This is a genomic window from Paenibacillus sp. 2KB_20 (assembly GCF_052115765.1).
Lineage (GTDB): Bacteria > Bacillota > Bacilli > Paenibacillales > Paenibacillaceae > Paenibacillus_AQ.
The window spans coordinates 459268-477000 of record NZ_JBFRHH010000001.1 but is presented as its reverse complement, the minus strand read 5'-3'; the positions used below and the strand labels follow the sequence as shown (position 1 = coordinate 477000).

The following is a 17733-nucleotide window of genomic DNA, read 5'->3' as shown; positions in this document are numbered from 1 at the left end:
CTTTTTATCGTACATAAAATTATATCAATTGGCAAACCCGGGGCAAGAACCGTTATCGTAATTAGGGAATTTTAACAGGTCAAAATTACCATCAATAACTTGAGCCGACTGTGTAGATAACTAAATTGGGGAAAAAACAAAGGAGGTATTTACATGAAAAAAGCAGCAATTTTTGCATTGTCAACTTGTTTGTTCCTTTCAGCTTCGGCAATCACTGCATCTGCAGCACCAGTGGAAAGTCATCAGCACAAAATGCATGTTAAAGAACACGAAGCTAAAGAACACAAACTGCATGCGAAAGAACACAAAATGAAAGAACACAAAGCAAAAGAGCACAAAATGCGAGCTAAAAGCAAAGCGCATAAAGTGCACACCAAGAGCATTAAACCAAAAGCACTACCGAAAACAGGTTATGGCGGCGTGAGCGAATAAGAACAAGATCGAAAAGAGGAAAATTAGGTTTTCCTCTTTTCTTTTAACGAAGGATGATACTAATGAATGATAAACGCAAATTAACACTCATAGTATTTATGACTCTTCCTGTTTTGTTATTATCAGGTTGTCATTATCATGCATCGCAGTCTTCTGAAAAAGCGCCTCCCCCCCTGCGTCAAACCGGGTCGCCTTACTCTAAAGAAATTTCCGAGGGGAAAGCAGAACCAAGTGTAACCGTAAAAAATTCAAAGCAGCAAGACGAAGAGAACATAATAAATGAAGATGAAGAATCTGTATTTATAATACCAAACCAAGTGTGGGTTCCATCGGTTGGTATAAAGGCCCCTGTTGAACCAGTAGGACTGTTAGAGAATGGGCAGATGGATGCTCCCGTATCAAGCAAGGTAGCTGGCGTGTTTGTAGATGGCATTTTGCCTGGACAAAAGGGAAATGCTATTTTGGCAGGTCATGTTGACAATTATACAGGCCCCGCTGTTTTTTACCCACTTAAAAAGATAAAGCCTGGAGAACCTGTAGTGTTATCAGACAATGAGGGGAATTATCTCGTCTTCAAAGTCGTGGCCGTAGAATCTTACCCTACAGCTCAAGCACCTATCGAAAAAATATTCGGCGATACCGATATAGAGCAGTTAAATTTAATTACTTGTACAGGAAAGTACGATCGAATAAAGGGTGAGCATGAAAAGAGGCTAGTCGTTTATACGCGGTTGTTAAAATAACAATACTACGTAGAGAAAACGGGAGAAAAAAATGACGAAAACTGTTTATTTCAGTATATACACAACAATAGTGCTGCTTTTTGGAAGTTCACACATCACAAACACTAATCCTTCAGAGGATGAGATGAAAAAGTATTTAAACGAGTTATTCGCTGTTCGTTCAAATTTTTTAGTGAATAAAACATCGAATATGACGAGTTACTACGATCAAGCTTATAATTCAAGTCGCAATGCATATCGAGTAGAGGAAAAAAGAAAGAACTATCTAAATACATGGGGAAATTATAGAGGAATTCATTTTACGGATTCTCAAAGTGATATTCGTGTTACCCGAATTCAAATGGAAGGGGATACAGCGAAAGTATCGTTAGCTCATTCCCAAAAATTAAGCTACATATATGTAGATAAAATCTTGCCTACCCAATCTTTTGGTATTGGTACTTGGCATGCTATTACTTTGAAAAAAAAGAATGGAAATTGGATTGTGTTTAAAGAGTGGTATCTTGATCCTATAGAAGAAAACCCCAAACTAATTGGAGGGACTTCAGGAGGCACTGTGTATTTTCCTCTTCACAATGAAATTATAAGGGATGGGAAAAATTACAAAAGAAAGAAAGCCGTTGAATATGCCAATAAATATGCTGGTACTGCTTGGGGTGCAGGCAATAATGGGCGGTACAATCCAAAATATTTGAATTATAACGTTAAAGGTGGAGATTGCACGAATTTTGCCTCCCAGGTGGTTGGTGATCAGGCGGAGGGTGGAGGTCTCAAGATGAAGGGACCTTGGCGTTATCGCTATGGTGGAGGCGGGACCCGAACTTGGGTTCAGACGGATGCCTTTAAGAACTTTATTGTGCACTCCGGTTATGGAAAAGTCATTGCAACCGGATATTTCTCCGAACTTATAAAACCAACAAGCAAACATCCGGATACCGCTTTTGCAAAACTGTTACCGGGTGATTTAATTGCTCATGTTGTAGACAATGACGTAGACCACTTTTCAGTAGTAACCGGATTTGATGCCAACGGTTATCCTCTGGTTAATTCACATACTGCAGATCGTTACCGAGCGCCTTTTGATTTGGGCTGGGATAAACATACCAAATATATTTTGATTCACATCAACGACTAGCACATGTACTGGCATTCTAGATAAAAATGTTGCACCATTCATATCGCCTTCTTCATGGTCATAGGATGATACGGACAAGTCTTATGCAGTGGAGGAAAATGATGAGCTCTTCTTTCATCAAACAAACGGTATTCCGAATATGTGCAATTTTGATGGTAAAAGCAATCGGCTTAATCGGCAGAGTCTCATTAACAAGACTTATTGGTGCGGAGGGGATTGGGCTTTTTCAGATTGCTTACTCCTATTTTGGGTTAGGATTAATGTTGCTAACCGGCGGATTACCAACTGCATTAGCCTTGTACACTGCGAAGCATCCCTCACAAGGCTGGATATGGTTCAAGATTTTTTCTATTTATTTAATCATTATAGGGGGATGCGCAACTACTCTTACTTTTTATTATTCAGATACGGTAGCAAGGATGCTTGGTAACGAGCAACTTTATTATTTCATTCACTTTCTGGCCCCGGCCTTCTTTGCAGTTCCATTGTTAAGTCTACTTCGTGGTTATTTACAAGGCATCGAATTATACAATGTAATTGCTGTCTCCGAAATTATTGAACAAGCAGTTCGAGTGTTGTTCATGCTAGCTATCGTTTTTCTTTTCCTGCCTCAAGGTCCTGCAATTGCAACCGGTAACAGCATGTTGAGTACATCGCTTGGTGCGATTTCTGCTTTTTTAGTATTAATTTCATATTACCTATATGTGAATCGACAAGGTAATCAAGCCCCAATCCGTTATTCAGACATTAAATTTCAAAAGAGATTAAAGTGGTTTATACACAGTTCTTTCATTATATCCATTACCAGATTGCTGATTCCGCTTTCTGATGTTTTGGACGCTATTATAATCCCTAACAGACTTCAAACTGCGGGTTATTCATCTGCAGAAGCAACAGCAATGTTTGGAGTTCTTACAGGTATGGCTGCACTTGTAGCCTATATGCCCACCCTGGTCACTGCTGCGCTTTCACATACATTAACAATGAGAATGGTAGCAGATTGGCAGGCAAGAAACTATGAACGTTTTCATCTCCGTACCAGAATAGCACTGAAGGTATCCTGGATATGGGGCTGGATATCGAGTCTGTTTCTTTATGTCTATAATAAGGAAATTTCACTTATTTTATTTGGCACAATTGAGGCGGCCAGACCGATTCAATTTTTATTTATCGTTCCATTGCTTGTGGGTTTACGTGAAGTAAGCACAAGCATACTTTGGGTCCAAGAGTATAAAAAAGTACCGTTAATTGGTCTAATTAGTGGAATAAGTATTTCATTAATCGTTCATTACTTTCTTGTAGCAAAACCTGGGTTAAATTACAGGGGGGCAACAGTCGGTATTCTCACTTTGGAGTTCATTGCAGTATGCTGTAATTTACTTGCTATGATCCCTATGATGAAGAGGATAAAATGGAGTCAATTGATAATAGATGCGCTAGTCCTAATATTCATAATGTTTCTTGTTAATCATTATACTCATCATTCAGAATCTGAAATAATACAGATCGTTATCGGAATGATCATTTATATCGGCTGCAGTCTAATTTATGCGGTTATTCGTTTTAAGTCTGATACATAACTGGTATTTGCATGATTTCGAAATTGAAATAGTCCAGTTTGTCCGGCTCTTCACTTTCACATGGTTCTGATTGGATATGTGCAAAGAAACCCTGCAGTATTATTCTGCAGGGTTCTTTGTATAGAGCCCCCGTTATATTCGGCTAGTGGGTCTTTGTTTTCCGGTGTGTCTAAATAACAAATCGCCGTGTCAACTTTATAAAATTTCGAATAATTATGAATCATAACGTTGAAAAGGAGAGGCACTCATGGGTGAAGTTGGTTGCGAAAGAGCTTGCTTTTATTCATCCCCCACTTCCTTATAACCACGTTGATTTTTTTTGCGTTTACCTAATTGCTTGGCTATGGTATAGCCGATAAGATATGCAGCAGAAGAGGTGTTTCCATCGACTGTAAATGGAACTATGGACGCATCTGCAACGACCAAATCTTGAACTCCATGCACATTTCCTCTACGGTCAACGACTCCACCTTTCGATAAAGGAGCCATACGCAGAAAGCCTTGCTGATGGTGATTGTGATCGAAATTTTCCTTAATAAATTCTTCAAGCCTGTCATCATCGTCAATCACATCGAATGTTGGGGATAGGAGCTGATACGAAGAATCGATCTTTTCCAACTCTAGGGCAATGTCTTTGATATACGTTCGATAAATTCTTTTTACAGCTTCCATGTCGTCTGGATTCGAGAGAAATCCTTCGTCTGCCAATACAATATTTAGCGGATCTTTGCTTTGTAAGCGGATATCCCCGTTGCTCTTTGGCCGCAAGTACAAAATCGCTATCGTCAATTCTTCTTCAGATCCCATGCCAATGAGTTGAACCGCCCGTTCATCCGGGTCGATACCAGATGGATCTGGCAAGAAAGCTCCTCCCGTATAAAGTGCATTTGGATCTAGGGAAGGGAGGGGACGATCTTCTGAATTGGTAGTAAATACAGCGGAATTTAGCGTATGGTTTTTTAACCTTTGTCCAACGTTTGGGTTATCGAAGATGACAGGGATTCCAGCCTTTTTCAATTTTTTAGCGGGTCCAATTCCAGACAACATTAACAACTGAGGGCTATTTATCCCTGCAGATATAATAACTTTTTTACGCGAATACGCACGGATGCATTTGCCATCCTTCAAATACTCAACGCCAACGGCACGTTTACCGGAGAAGAGAATACGTAGAGCCGTTGTCCGAAACATTACAGTTAATTTTCGGTTACTAACACCACGACCTGCTGGCGTCATAATATCCGATGACAGGAAGGCAGTGGAAGAGCTCTCCCTACGACCATCAGGTTGTTGATATAATTGCCAACGGGTGAACGGTCCCAGAGGAGTATCCGGATCATTATAGTCAAGAATGATGGGAAAACCTGATGCCCGTTCGATCGCAGATGTCAGCTTGTGTGCCATCGGTGTTGGAGTTTCAGGAGCTTGCCTAATGTTGATTCTTCCTCGATACCCCCGAGCTTCGAAATTTGTAGTATCACCGTTATAATTCTCCAAAGCTTTGAATCGTCGTGTGGCTTTATCAGGTGACCATAGAGGTCCGAGCAGTCGTTCCCACTTTTGGAGCACGGCAGCTGTCGGTCGTACATATTGCTCTCCGTTTATTGAAGAGCCACCGCCCGAGAGCCGCCCCGTCGTCCATTCGAATGCGCGTCCATCAAGTGCTTCTTGGGGACTGCCTTCTCCCTGCCAAAAGTAATTTGGAAAGAAACCTTCTTCAAGCTCAAGCGCAAAGGTTGAATCCTTGATCGGTTTGTCTTTGTCATGATTTTCACCGGATTCTAATACAAGCACGGAAGTTCGCATATCATCAGTGAGTGACTTTGCGATAGCAGCTCCTGCCGGGCCTGTGCCTACCACAATGTAATCATAGGTTAATTTTTTCTTCATTAACGCACTCCTTCTGGAAATGAACTAATTCAGAATATTAATTTGTTCTGACAAATGTGACTAATACTGTATCTTAGTCGCCGTTGTTTTGTTAGTTAGTCCTTTTATCAGTGTAATTATTTCTGGCTTTCAAGGTACTTGGCGAGTTGATCAAAAGTACCACCAAATCCTTGTTGCACCGTTGGCACCATTCCATCCACATCCGTTCCCCAGTTTGTAAGGATATGCATATCAACGTCCATAATCGTCATAATAAGGAAAAACATGCGGGAATGAAGGGAGCAAAGGATAGTGAAGGAGCGATCTGCCAATTACGAGCAAAAGGAACACATTACCACACATCTAAAAGAATCTTTAGGCAGAATTGAAGAAGCTTTCACGGATACTCCCGACTTGATCATACGTAAGCTACATATTAAACAAACCGGAGAAGAAGCGGCTCTCGTATACATGGACGAATTAACCGATAAGACATGCCTCAATCATGATGTTCTCGCTCCGCTTCAGCTTGAGTCGGGGAACCCTTCCGAAGACTTCATTACAAATGTAGGGTATGTAAAACCAGAATCCAAGTGGGATGAGCTCAAGCTGAATATTATGCTCGGTAACAGTGTGCTGTTTATCGAAGGACGCAGTACCGCTTATGTGTTGGATACAAAAGGATTGCCGAAGCGTGCGATTGAAGATCCGCAGCAGGAACCCTCACTTAAAGGTGCACATCAAGGATTCATTGAAATCGGCTCTCAAAATATTGCCATGATCCGTCGTTATATCCCGGATAAAGAGTTAAAGCTAAGGCGCTAACGGTGTGCCGTTTTAATGTATTTCAGCTAATCCTGGTAGGTCGGCGATGCTACCAGCAACTTTCGTCTCGATGTTATCATCAGTCAGATCTGACCTGACGTCCCGATATAAGATTTGAGGCTTTCTTTCAGCGTTGTTACCGGACGGCCCAATAAATTCTCCAGGTCGCCAGAAGTTGAAGCCGTATCGATTTTTCTTAAAAAGCTAAATATCCAATGTTGCACCTCGTAGGTGGGACATAGGGATATCGGTTTGCCCGTTAGCTCTGAAAGAGTGGAGACCAAATCGTTGAAACTCCAAGCGGCTGGCGCAACAAGCTCATAAGTCTTATTCCAATGGTCCCCATTGGATATTACCCCCGCTATGGCGGCCGCCAGATCGCAGCGCGTAACAGCGTTGAATTTCCACGATCCTGGAGGGATGCGAAGAATCCCTGTTGACATGACTGTATTCAAATCCAGCGCTTCAATAAAGTCCATGTACAAACCACTGCGAAGAAAAGTATAAGGAATTCCGGTTGTGCGAATAGCATGCTCGGTAGCCAAATGCAAATGGGTCATTGAAATGTCGCTATGTTCAGGAAAGGCGAAACCGGTGTATAAAAAATGGCCAACGTTCGCTTTTTTTGCAGCTTCAACCACATGGGCATGCTGCCGCAAACGAACGGTATCATCGGGGTGGGGGCTAGAAATGAACAACAGCCGCGAGGCGCCGGCGAATGCCTCCTTCAAGGAGGCAGGTTCGTCGTAATCGCAGAAACGGACAGCAATTCCCAGCTCCTCCAATAATTTTCCGGACTCCATATGGCGAACGCAAGCAACGATTTGATCGGGCTGAACACGGTGAAGAAGCCCTTTGATAATGAAACGGCCGAGCCGGCCATTGGCTCCTGTAATTACGGTAGACATCGAATGTCATCCTTTCCATATTGGATTAAGTGCTTAACTAAATCGGCGTAAAAACATCGTTACGCTTCCTTTAATTTTTGGAGAAGGTCCAGCAGCTGCTTTAATTCAGGTTCAGTCAGCACGTTCATTTTGTCGGATATCCGCTGCCTGTTCGCGGGCAGGTTGTGGATCAATAGACGCTGACCTTCACTTGTAATAGTGATGACCGACTTTCGACCGTCCTGGGGATGGTTATCCCGACGAATCAAGCCTTCATTTTCCAAGGGGGTAAGCAGCAGACTGATATTGGGTTTGGTTACACCGATTTTTTGTGCCAGCTTGGAAGGAAGCATCGTTCCTCCCTCTTTCATAAGCTCAACTAAAATCCGTATTCTGGCTCCGTTCAGCCCTTGCGATTTCCAATAGCTTTCGGATACGTCGACCAGCATTGCCGTTGTTTCCACCAGTGTGAAGAAAGCAAGGGTAGGTAGCGGCAAATCCAGCACGTATTGTTGCAGGTCATTCAAAGTGATCACGCCTTTCATATAGTTAAGTGCTTAACTATATTCAATGTAATTCTAACTGGGGCAATTGTCAATCGACGAAATTCCCTAATCCGTTCGTTCCAGCTCTTAAAAGAAAAAGGGGAAATTTTCAACTGAAGCAGCAGCCTATCTGATTCGGGATACATCGGCTCTCCAGTAACGAATGAAATTGAATATGCCAGTCGGAGACAAGAACATACACCCATACAAAGTCGCGTAACCCGCGGCTTTTTTATTTTTAATCGAAGTAGACAGAATGACTGCCCAGATGGATGAATTGACACAAGAGAGAATAGTGTATATATTATATATATACACTATACACTTAATTAACAGCAGTGAGGTGAACGGCATAAAAATCATATTATCCAACGCATCGAGCGATCCGATTTACATACAGATTATGGACCAGATTAGACAGAGTATTCTGAGCGGAGAATTGAGCGCAGGTGACAGTCTCCCTTCTATAAGGCAGCTTGCTAAGGATTTGCAGGTTAGTGTTATTACGACTAAGCGTGCCTATGAAGAATTGGAGAACGAAAAACTAATCGATTCGGTCGTAGGTAAGGGGTGTTTCGTATCAGGGGCGAATAAAGATTTCATCAGGGAGCAGCGCATGAAGCGATTAGAAGAGAAAATGATGAATATCATTCGAGAAAGCAAGGAATTAAACATGAGCCAACAAGATGTAATCGATCATCTGACTTTACTGTTCGAGGAGGAACAAACGCCATGAATGTAATCGAATTACGAAATTTAACAAAAACATACCCTCTTTTTAAAGTCGATCATGTTTCACTGGATGTGAAACAAGGCTACATTACCGGACTCATTGGTCCGAATGGTGTTGGTAAAAGCACCTTAATCAAGATGATGCTTGGCATGATCCGTCCCGATTCCGGCAGTGTAAAAATACTCGGCCTTGATATGCCTAAACATGAAGTCGAAATTAAAGAGCGCATCGGCATCGTCTCGGATGATTGCTTCTATTATGAGCATCTTACGATTCGTGATACGAAGAGAATGATCGCACCTTTTTACAGCCATTGGAATGAAAAGAAGTTTAACCGCCACCTCGAACAATTCGAATTGTCTCCTAAGAAGAAGGTTGAAGATTTATCTAAGGGAATGAAGATCAAACTCTCCCTTGCCATTGCCTTATCCCATGAGGCTGAGCTCCTGGTCATGGATGAGCCGACTTCCGGACTCGATCCTGTGTTCAGAAGGGAAATGCTCGATCTACTTGCGGATATGATGCAGGACGAAAAAAATACGATTATCTTCTCGACACATATTACAGCGGATTTGGATCGCATTGCTGACTATATTACTTTCGTCAATGACGGAAAACTCGTATTCAATGAAGCAAAAGATGATGTGCTTGAGAGATACGCAATCGTGAAGGGCGACTTACAACTGATTGATTCGGATATTCGAAAGGAATTTATCGGGATTCGTGAGACGGCGCTTGGTTTTGAGGGCTTAGTAGATAATAGACGCAAGGCCGCGAAGCTGTTCGGCAATAATGCTATTTTAGAAAAACCATCCTTAGAAGACATCATGTATTTCACGGCCAAGGGAGGACGAGTTCATGCTTAATTTGCTTCGTAAAGACTTTATCGCTTTAAAAAGCTCACTTTGGACGATTCTTCTTTATCTCGCTGTATTCAGTTTCGCTTTTATACCCAAAAGTGAAATGTCCATTTATTTTGTAGGAATCTATACGGCTTTCGGCTCCATCATTCTAGCTACGATGATCGATATCAAAAACCATAATCATAAATTTCTGGTCACGCTGCCGATTAGTCGCAAACATATTGTGCAAGCCAAATACATAACAGCCATCATCTATACATTGTTTGGAGTCATTGCTTCTTACGGGATTCACCGACTCATTAAGCTTTCATTCCCACAGCTTGAAAAGCCAGACTATACGCTATTGCCCATATTGGTTTCAGTAGGAATGCTGCTTGTTCTCATTTCTATCTATATGCCTCTTTTTTACGCACTTAGTAAAAAAGGAGCCGGAATTATCAATGCAGTATTCATGGTCTCCCTAATTATCCTGGCACAACCTGCAGCGGTGCTAATGAATATGGTGAGTGAGAAAGGTCTCATTAACGATCAAACATTACTTCTTATCCTAATCGGTATCGTAGTTGTATTCATCGCTTCCTATCTCTTAACGATAAGCCTCTTTACTAGAAAAGACTTATAGAGTCCCCGCGGATGCATAATGATTTTTGCCGTTACTGGCGAGCCCAAATGATGTAATCATACACGCTCAAGGGAATTGTTAACTTCAGACGCAGTATGTTATATTTTGGGTAATTCAATATTTTGTTAACATTTCATCGAAGGACAGAATCTATTTCCCTGATATGTAAGACGGAGGTGACTGAATGGATTTGAACGATGACCCAAAAGAATCAGCTCTTGCTCCCGAAGAAGATCAAAGTGAAGAAAAGGAACGACGCTACATGTCGACCAGCAGCGGGCTTCTGGAATCGGCCGTCGACAAATTTGCCAGAGAAGGCGGCTTTGACGATTCACCGTTAAAGGGAAAGCCGATTAAGATCGAAGACGGGGATGTTCTAACCGGGATCATGAAAAACGCGAATTACCAGCCAGCATGGGTGGAGCTGAGAAAAGAAATCGCCGCCGACATCAAGCGGCTCTTGGAGCGCCCGGAGCCCAATGCGATTCCGGAGACAGCGTTCGAGGCCATCAATCAAAAGATTATAAAGTACAACCGAATGGTTCCGAATCCACAGCTGCAAAAAGGACTCCTATCCGAAGTTAACTTGCACGCAGCCTACGATAAATGGGAGTAGCTAATTACCTCAAAAATGTGCTTTTTCCCAGTTCCCCTTCAGGGGACCAAGATAACAAACGGCGAAAAAGACCTTGAAGCTATCCGCTTCAGGGTCTCTTTTGAATAGGATCATGTCTCAATGTGGAGGCCAAGGTCGACCCGATCGCGGGAAGCAAAAGCTGTCAATACTCACTTCATCTCACCCCGCCAAGCATCCAGCTGCTTCTGCACTTCATGTCGTACGTCGTCCATGCCGGCTTGCTTCAGCTCCTCATTAAACTTGGGGAGGATTGTATCCACATCGACGGAGCCTGTCATGAGGCTCGGATAATATTTATGCCAGACCATCTCGATGTTATCGGTTTGGGCGGTCAGCTGGGATAGATCGGGTGTAAAGCCGAGCACGTTGGACTTGACGACGCCTGCGTTGTATTTGCGAAATTGATCCCATTTGTCGAGGGGGTCCGGGTTATCGCCGCCCATGGTTTTCAGGATAAACCAATTCCCCTGCGTGTACTGTACTCCTGAATAGCGGCTTGCAGGCGCATCCGGAATCGGGTTGCCATCGCTGTCCTTGTCCGTAGTTAGAACGACTTGCCCTTGTTTATCCAGTGTATAGTGCACGCCTTCAATCCCATAGTTAAATAAGTTTCGTATTTCCGGGTCCGTATTGAGCAAATTCAGGAATTTAATACATTCCACCGGATGCTTCGTATTGGCGTTCACGGTCATGATGCCGCCCCGGACGGATTCCGTTGTGACGGTGCTTGGGGTTACGGGATTCGCTACAATCTTGTAGCCGCGATCCTTACTCCAGGTCGTCTCCGAGAGCGGACCGCCGCCTGAGGACTTCCAGAACACTTTGGCCCCTCGTTTAAGTCCTCCCGGCTCTCGCAGGGCGGCATCCTCATTAATGAAGCCTTCCTTGTAATAACGCCGCAACGTATCTAGCACCTGCCGCGCTTCCGTGGTTTCGAAGATATTCACCACCTGAGCGCTCGAGTCCAGTGATTTGATCATCAAGGGCAATTTATGATTCATAATATATTCGTATCCATGGAGAGCGAAGAAATTGTGGGAATCCCGATCCAATTCCATGGGGATGTATGCCGGCTCCTCCCGATGAATCATCCGAAGCAGCGGTTCAAGCGATTCCAGCGTATTGTATTTGGTAATATCGATATTATATTTACTCACGATGGAAGCAGGATACATCCACTGATCAAGCACGGCTAACTCTTTATTGGTCGGCACACCGTAAATGCTGCCATCGTTCATGCGTACTCCCTGCCAAAAGGTTGGATCAATGGCGTCGTACATTTCCTTGCCCAGGCCGCCAAGGTAGTCATCCAGCTTCAGCCAGGCGCCGCGCATAGCGGTGGTTGCATAATTTGGCGCAAAAGCAATGTCAAATGGACTTCCGGTGGATATCAGCGTGTTCAGCCGATCTTCATACTCCTGCCAGCTTACCTTGACATAGGTGATCGTCACACCGATTTTACGAGCCATGATTTCATTGATTTTATCATTGACGAGCTGCAGATCCTTGTCAGGCTCTCCGATCGTATAATAGATCAGGTTTACCGTGTCCCCATCATATGTTTCGTTGTTGTATCCAGGCTGCCGGAAGCAGCCGGTTGTATAGGATGTGAGCAGCAATATGAGACTGATGATCATGAAGATGCGTTTGGGCCTTCTTGGGTGCTTAAACATCATCGGTATCCTCCTTTTTCGCCGCGTTTGTTGTTACCCTTTTCCCCGCAGTTCAGAAGGAGATTTTTCGAAAAAGCTGTGAAAGTGCGTATAGAAGTAGTTGAGATTGTTGTAGCCAACGGAAAATGCGATGTAGGAAATCTTCTCATCTGTCGATTGTATTCGTTCTTGTGCAAGAAGCATTCGGTAAGCCATGAGATATTCGGAAAACTTCATCGCGGTTTCTTTAAGAAACAATTGTCCAAGGTAGGTGCTGTTCATCTGAAAACGCTCCGCTACGGACTTCAAGGTTATATTCTGAGCATACTCTGTCCTGATCATCAGCAGAATACGGTTGACCAGCTTGGATAAGCTGTCATAGCTTACACCTAATACCGGGTCCGTGTTCAGGCTTTCGCCATTCCTGTTACCTATCGAACCGCCCAGATCCTCAACGATGATCTTCTCAATCACTTGCTGCAGCTTGGTGCGTTCTATAGGCTTGAGCAGATAGTCTTTGACGCCACAACGAATGGCTTCCTGGGCATATGTAAATTCACTATAGCCGCTCATAATGATATATTTCGTAGGAATTTGAAATTCGTTCAATCTGCGGATCGCTTCATATCCAAGCTCCTTGCCAATGCAAACATCGAATATGGCGACATCCGGAAGCAGGTCCACTACTTTGGACATGGCCTCCTCCGTGGATTCGCAGGTTTCGATCCGACCAAAACCGTATTGTTTCCAATCCAGGATTCGCTTCATTCCCTCCAAAATCTGAGATTCGTCATCCACAATCATCAGTTTGTACATGTTCAATCACCTCTTTTGAAATCCGCACGGAAATGTTGACTCCAGATTCCTCATTATTCGCAATCTCGATCGAAAAGCCGTCCCCGTAGAAAAAGTGAAGGCGCGTATATACGTTGCGCAGCCCGATACTATTGGAAGAGGGTTCATCATGATTAGACATTGTGCTTCGAACGGTACGTAAACGCTCCGGAGGAATACCGCATCCGTTGTCCACGAATTCCAGTACATAACAGTCTTCGGCTTCAAAGCCATTAACGACATACAAATTAAACTCATGATTCGCGTTAAAGCCATGGATGAAAAAGTTCTCAGCCAAAGGCTGCATCCAGAATTTTACGGTAGGGATGAGGAGCAGTGCCGGCTCTACATTGACTTGATAATAAAAGCGCTCGGGATACTTAAACTCCATAATCTCCAAGTACTTCTGCAGCAATTCCAGCTCGCTTGCAATCGAAATGATATTTTCCTTTTTGACGATTTCGCGATAGAGCGTCCCCAGCGTTGCAATGGCGTCAGCGGTGTCCCTGTCCTGATTGACAAGAGCAGTGGAGCGGATAACCTCTAACGTGTTGTATAAAAAATGAGGGTTGATTTGGTGTTGAAGCGCTTTCATTTCAGTTTCCTGCTGTTTGATCTTTAACAGATATTCATTCCGGATATGCTTATCCAGCTGCTGAATCATATCGTCCAATTCCCGGGCAATCATGCCGTATTCATTCCGACGGTAACGGGCAGGGCGGTTAGGCGTGAAATTGGCCATTTTCACACGTCCAATCGATTGAATGATGCGGCGCAGGAAAAGGGCATCATCCCGCATATTGTATGCAATGAGCAGAAGCACACTAATCATGGCCGTCAATACGATCAGAAAGATGGTGATCAGCATCCCGGCATGCTGACGGATGAGCATGGATAAATCGATGATGCTCACGAATTTGAAATTAAACTTGGTGGATGGAAAGGAGACAAAAAAGATATGTTTCAAAACACCCCTAGAAATAATACCGTGACTGCGTCCATTCGCCGCTGCTAGTCGGGATAGTTCTTCTAGGTCCCGGTCCGGTCCGCTACCGATCAGATATATTTCACCGGAAGGGCTGACTGCAGCCGCATTACCCAATCGGAAGCTTTGAACGGATTTAAAGATTTGCTCACTGCTGATCAAGAAGCGCAGCTCACCGAATTCCTGGGGGCCTGACGTGGGATCCGACAGTTTCTTGCGATATACGAATCCCTTCATCAGGGTGTCGCGAAAAGCTTCATCCGTATTCGGAAGCCCGAAGGTAAAGCTTGCAATTCCGTTATCATTAAAACGGACGACATTGCCATACTTGTCGGTATGCGTGCTTATCTGCGTGATTTCACCTTGCGCCCAGCTGTACAGATAGGTCTTAACATCCTCCGGAAAAGAAACCAGCGGCTGTGAGAATTGGCTGTTCTGCAGCCTGCTGGTTAAGTATCCCTCAGCACTGCTGCTTAAAAAGCTGCGAGCATCATCCATCAGACCTGTATTGGAGTAAATACGCTGCATGTAAGCCTCAATGCGGTCAGCATCATACTGCAGCTCATTCTCTACACGCGAGAATGCATTAGCCGCCTCGATCCGGGAGTTGCCAACCCATTGATTCAGCAGCATGGCACAGGTCAGCGTACCAAGCGTGATTCCGATGGCGACGACGAAGATGACATAGGCAATAAACTTGTGACGATAAATTTTGATTTGCAAAAAAGAGCCCATATGACACCTCGATTGCAGCAGGTCGTTGAAACAAGTTGCTATATCTCAATTTAACACGATTAACGCCTAGCTTCATAGATCGTAAGGAAAAAGCACCCCTTAAGAGAGCCTCATTAAGGGATGCGCTTGAATGTAATCTTACTTGAAGTAATTGTTGATTTGCTCTTGGGCAGCTTGCATAATCGTGTCCATGCCGGCTGATTTTAATTCAGCCGTAATCTTCGGCACCATTTTCTCCGGATCGGATGCGCCCGTGATCAGCTCATATTTGTATTTATCCCATACCGCTTGGCAATTCGCCACTTCGGTCTGAAGATCGGTGATGTCCAGCGCAAAGCCTAGGATCGTAGAGGAGGTCGCTGCATCGTTCAGCTTTTTAACCTGTTCCCATTGATCTTCGGGAGCGCCTTTGGTCACCGCCAAATTAAAGAATGTGCCTTGTGTGTAGGCAGCCAGCGGCCAAGTATCGGATGTACGCTCAATCACCTTTTCGCCATCGACATTGTTGTAGTCTACGCCTATCTCGCCGAATGCCAGCATATTGCGAAGTTTGGGATCCGTGTTCACTAATTCAAGATATTTCAAAGCTTCCTTCTGATATTTCGAATTTGCCGAAATCGCATTGAGCGAGCCTTGGATTGTACTGGTGGTATAGATAGGACCATAATGCTGAACCATATTATACTTTTCAACGGCGTCATTGATTTGCCAGCTGACCTCGGCTCCCGGGAATGCCTGGGCTGCAAAGAACGGTCTGCCTTTGTCGTTCTCCGTTTTCGTCGGAGCATCCGGGTTGATGATACCATCCTGATACCACTGGTGCAGGAGCTTCAGATTAGCCATGACATCCGGCTGCTCGAGAACAGAGACGACCGTGCGTGCTGCATCGTCCGCTTTCACGCCGATAGGAGGGAAGCCTAGCGTTAAATCGTCATATTCGTTAAAGAAACCGTTCAAGCCTTCGCCTTGCGTCATTGGCAGCGGATAGAAGCTTTTGCCTTCGCCAGCCTTCATGTCATGGAGAGGTTTATCCAGATCCTGCAGCGTTTTGATATTATTCATGTCGATGCTGTACTTTTGCACATACTTATCATCGAATACCCAGTACTGCGTTAGCGCTGAATCTTTGTACGTCGGAACGGAATAATATTTGCCGCCGATTTTTGTGCCTTCCCATACTTTTTCGGGAATCAGTTTGTACAAGTCGGGCGTTTCGCTCTGAACCAGATCCGTAATATCGGCAAATGCGCCCATAGCTACTTGCTTGCTGTATTTACCGCTGTTCGTGAACATGATGTCGAAGGGTTCGCCGGTATTCACGATGGTGTTCATTTTGGTATCCCATTCTCCCCAGCTGGCTACCTTGATGTCAACCTTCACGCCAATCTTCTCGGCCGTATAGGCATTCATGGCATCAACCGCTTTGCTGAAATTGTTCGGCACTTGGCCCCCGATGGTCCACCAGGTCAATGTCGGAATATCCTTGCTTGTTTCGGTGTTGTCCTTCGGTGTGTCTGTTGTCGCTTTAGATCCATCCGTCGCAGTTGGAGACTTCGAGCCGCCGCAGGCTGCTAAAACGGTCAACATGAGTGCTAGTACGCACAGTGTAGAGATGAACTTAAAAGCTCTCTTCATTCCAAATTCCCCCTCATTGAAGTTAAATCGCTTAAGAGTTGTACAGTGTGATCTATCATAAACCAAGGTTTTTTCTTGGCTTATTTCGTCTTTAGCCTTTCACGGCGCCGACCGTCAATCCGGAAATAAAATACTTCTGGAAGAAAGGGTAGGCAAATGCTACCGGCAGCACGATGAGAATGGCGACAGCCATACGGGCTGATTCCTTCGGCATCGTGGCAACGAGCATGGCGTAGCTGACGCCCATACTTGCTGCATTTTTCGCGAGTGCGTCTACATTACTCATTAAGCTGTTGAGCAGTGCTTGCAGGGAATACAGGTTCTGGTTGTCGATATACAGCATCGATTGGAACCAGTCATTCCAGTAAGCAAAGCAGAGAAACAGTCCGATGGTTGCGATGACCGGCAGCGAGATCGGCAGGATGATAGAGAAGAAGATTCGCAGCTGGCTGGCACCATCGATTTCAGCAGATTCGATCAGCCCATCGGGAATCGTGCTCTTGAAGAAGGTTTTACATATAATCACGTTGAACGATGAAACAGCCAGCGGTAGAATAAGTGCCCAGATGCTATCCTTAAGTCCTAATAAATTGGTATTAATGAAGTAGCTGGACACCAAGCCGCCGTTGAATACCATGGGGATGAATACCACCCAGGTCAGAAAGCCCCTGAGCTTGTAGTTTGGGCGAGACAGCACATAACCCATGGAGGCGGTAAGCAATACGCCGAGCACGGTACCGGCGACGGTAACGAGGGCGGATACCCCGAGCGCTCGCAGAATCATCGTTCCCTGCTTAACGATATAGACGTATGCCTCAGCCGACAGAGCGACCGGGAGCAGGTGATAGCCGGTCTCACGGATGGACTCCTCACTGGAGAAGGAAATGGACAGAACAACAACTACGGGTATGACGCAGAGCAGAGCCAAGATGATAAATATCAAGTTGAAGAACAGATTGACGGCTTTGTTTGTGCGGTTAAACTTCTCAAGGCCTGTCTCGTAAGCGGTTTTCGGTGTCAT

General features: G+C 44.4%; 17 protein-coding genes. 9 read left to right on the top strand and 8 right to left on the bottom strand.

Features of this window, described 5'->3' with window-relative positions; genetic code table 11:
* The first annotated feature begins 153 nt into the window (after positions 1–153).
* From AB4124_RS02180 to AB4124_RS02165, 4 genes are all read left to right on the top strand, one after another.
* Positions 154–432, top strand: coding sequence for a hypothetical protein (locus AB4124_RS02180; RefSeq protein WP_076324272.1), 279 nt, complete (start codon positions 154–156; stop codon positions 430–432).
* A 62-nt stretch (positions 433–494) separates the two neighbouring features.
* A complete protein-coding gene (locus AB4124_RS02175; RefSeq protein ID WP_379406212.1) occupies positions 495–1175 on the top strand; it encodes a class F sortase in 681 nt (226 codons plus the stop codon).
* Positions 1176–1206: 31 nt separating this feature from the next.
* Positions 1207–2310 (top strand): amidase domain-containing protein, encoded by a 1104-nt coding sequence (locus AB4124_RS02170; protein ID WP_441970903.1) that lies wholly within the window; start codon positions 1207–1209, stop codon positions 2308–2310.
* 26 nt (positions 2311–2336) lie between these two features.
* On the top strand, positions 2337–3890 hold the full coding sequence (locus AB4124_RS02165) for an oligosaccharide flippase family protein (RefSeq protein WP_441970901.1): 1554 nt from the start codon (positions 2337–2339) through the stop codon (positions 3888–3890).
* Between the two features lie 279 nt (positions 3891–4169).
* Here AB4124_RS02165 and AB4124_RS02160 read toward each other — a convergent pair whose 3' ends face one another.
* Positions 4170–5780, bottom strand: a complete 1611-nt coding sequence (locus AB4124_RS02160; protein WP_441970899.1) for a GMC family oxidoreductase — start codon at positions 5778–5780, stop codon at positions 4170–4172.
* Between the two features lie 291 nt (positions 5781–6071).
* On the opposite strand from AB4124_RS02160, the gene AB4124_RS02155 reads away from it, so the two are divergent.
* Entirely contained in the window at positions 6072–6584 is a 513-nt protein-coding gene (locus AB4124_RS02155) for a spore germination protein (protein ID WP_430106036.1), read from the top strand.
* 83 nt (positions 6585–6667) lie between these two features.
* Here AB4124_RS02155 and AB4124_RS02150 read toward each other — a convergent pair whose 3' ends face one another.
* Together AB4124_RS02150 and AB4124_RS02145 are read right to left on the bottom strand one after the other, a co-directional pair.
* Positions 6668–7492, bottom strand: a complete 825-nt coding sequence (locus tag AB4124_RS02150; RefSeq protein WP_441970896.1) for an NmrA family NAD(P)-binding protein — start codon at positions 7490–7492, stop codon at positions 6668–6670.
* Positions 7493–7551: 59 nt separating this feature from the next.
* Positions 7552–8016 (bottom strand): MarR family winged helix-turn-helix transcriptional regulator, encoded by a 465-nt coding sequence (locus AB4124_RS02145; protein ID WP_441970894.1) that lies wholly within the window; start codon positions 8014–8016, stop codon positions 7552–7554.
* A 352-nt stretch (positions 8017–8368) separates the two neighbouring features.
* On the opposite strand from AB4124_RS02145, the gene AB4124_RS02140 reads away from it, so the two are divergent.
* The 4 genes from AB4124_RS02140 (at position 8369) to AB4124_RS02125 (ending at position 10850) form a co-directional block, all read left to right on the top strand.
* Positions 8369–8752: a GntR family transcriptional regulator gene (locus AB4124_RS02140; RefSeq protein ID WP_076324490.1), complete on the top strand. Its 384-nt coding sequence runs from the start codon at positions 8369–8371 to the stop codon at positions 8750–8752.
* A complete protein-coding gene (locus tag AB4124_RS02135; RefSeq protein ID WP_441970892.1) occupies positions 8749–9615 on the top strand; it encodes an ABC transporter ATP-binding protein in 867 nt (288 codons plus the stop codon). Before AB4124_RS02140 ends, AB4124_RS02135 begins: the two co-directional genes overlap by 4 nt.
* A complete protein-coding gene (locus AB4124_RS02130) occupies positions 9608–10234 on the top strand; it encodes an ABC-2 transporter permease (protein ID WP_441970890.1) in 627 nt (208 codons plus the stop codon). The genes AB4124_RS02135 and AB4124_RS02130 overlap by 8 nt, the downstream gene beginning before the upstream one ends.
* 184 nt (positions 10235–10418) lie before the next feature.
* Positions 10419–10850 carry a DnaJ family domain-containing protein gene (locus AB4124_RS02125; protein ID WP_441970888.1) on the top strand — a complete coding sequence of 144 codons (432 nt, stop codon included), beginning with the start codon at positions 10419–10421 and terminating at the stop codon, positions 10848–10850.
* A gap of 170 nt (positions 10851–11020) precedes the next feature.
* Here AB4124_RS02125 and AB4124_RS02120 read toward each other — a convergent pair whose 3' ends face one another.
* The 5 genes from AB4124_RS02120 to AB4124_RS02100 all read right to left on the bottom strand — a co-directional run bounded on the left by AB4124_RS02120 (position 11021) and on the right by AB4124_RS02100 (position 17733).
* The gene (locus tag AB4124_RS02120) at positions 11021–12547 is read right to left on the bottom strand and encodes an ABC transporter substrate-binding protein (RefSeq protein ID WP_441970886.1); all 1527 of its coding nucleotides are present in this window, start codon (positions 12545–12547) and stop codon (positions 11021–11023) included.
* Between the two features lie 30 nt (positions 12548–12577).
* Complete coding sequence (locus AB4124_RS02115; RefSeq protein WP_441970884.1) at positions 12578–13339, bottom strand: response regulator transcription factor; 762 nt, start codon at positions 13337–13339, stop codon at positions 12578–12580.
* Positions 13314–15077: a sensor histidine kinase gene (locus AB4124_RS02110; RefSeq protein ID WP_441970882.1), complete on the bottom strand. Its 1764-nt coding sequence runs from the start codon at positions 15075–15077 to the stop codon at positions 13314–13316. The genes AB4124_RS02115 and AB4124_RS02110 overlap by 26 nt, the downstream gene beginning before the upstream one ends.
* 138 nt (positions 15078–15215) lie before the next feature.
* Positions 15216–16712, bottom strand: coding sequence for an ABC transporter substrate-binding protein (locus tag AB4124_RS02105; RefSeq protein ID WP_441970880.1), 1497 nt, complete (start codon positions 16710–16712; stop codon positions 15216–15218).
* A gap of 91 nt (positions 16713–16803) precedes the next feature.
* Positions 16804–17733, bottom strand: coding sequence for a carbohydrate ABC transporter permease (locus AB4124_RS02100; protein ID WP_441970878.1), 930 nt, complete (start codon positions 17731–17733; stop codon positions 16804–16806).